Origin of the sequence: Pantoea sp. SIMBA_079, assembly GCF_046940275.1 — a bacterium.
GTDB classification, from domain to species: Bacteria; Pseudomonadota; Gammaproteobacteria; order Enterobacterales; family Enterobacteriaceae; genus Pantoea; species Pantoea borealis.
The window spans coordinates 1-254 of the sequence record NZ_JAWRYR010000606.1; the positions used below are offsets into that span (position 1 = coordinate 1).

The window sequence follows — 254 nt, forward strand, 5'->3', positions numbered from 1 at the left end:
GGTTCGCCAAACGCAGAAGTGGCGGGTAAGCTGGGGGCGCTATGGGGTGCTCATTACTTATTAAGCGTCAATGGCGGAATGGGCAAGCTGGTTTGCGGAATTGGCGGAGTCCCAGGGATTTCGGCTTTGGTAATCGGGGGAGGCATCGTGGGTAGAAGTGCGGCGGGCGTTCTGTCTTCTCTGGGTGCGCACGTAACCATGATGGACGTCAATATCGGTGTGCTGCGCGAAACGCAATATGTATTGCCAAAAGG

At 55.9% G+C, this 254-nt stretch carries 1 protein-coding gene; it reads left to right on the forward strand.

What is annotated here, in order from left to right; translation table 11 throughout:
- Window positions 1–18: 18 nt before the first annotated feature.
- A partial coding sequence (locus SB719_RS21370) for an NAD-binding protein (protein ID WP_412159917.1) occupies window positions 19–254 on the forward strand: 236 nt, incomplete at its 3' end.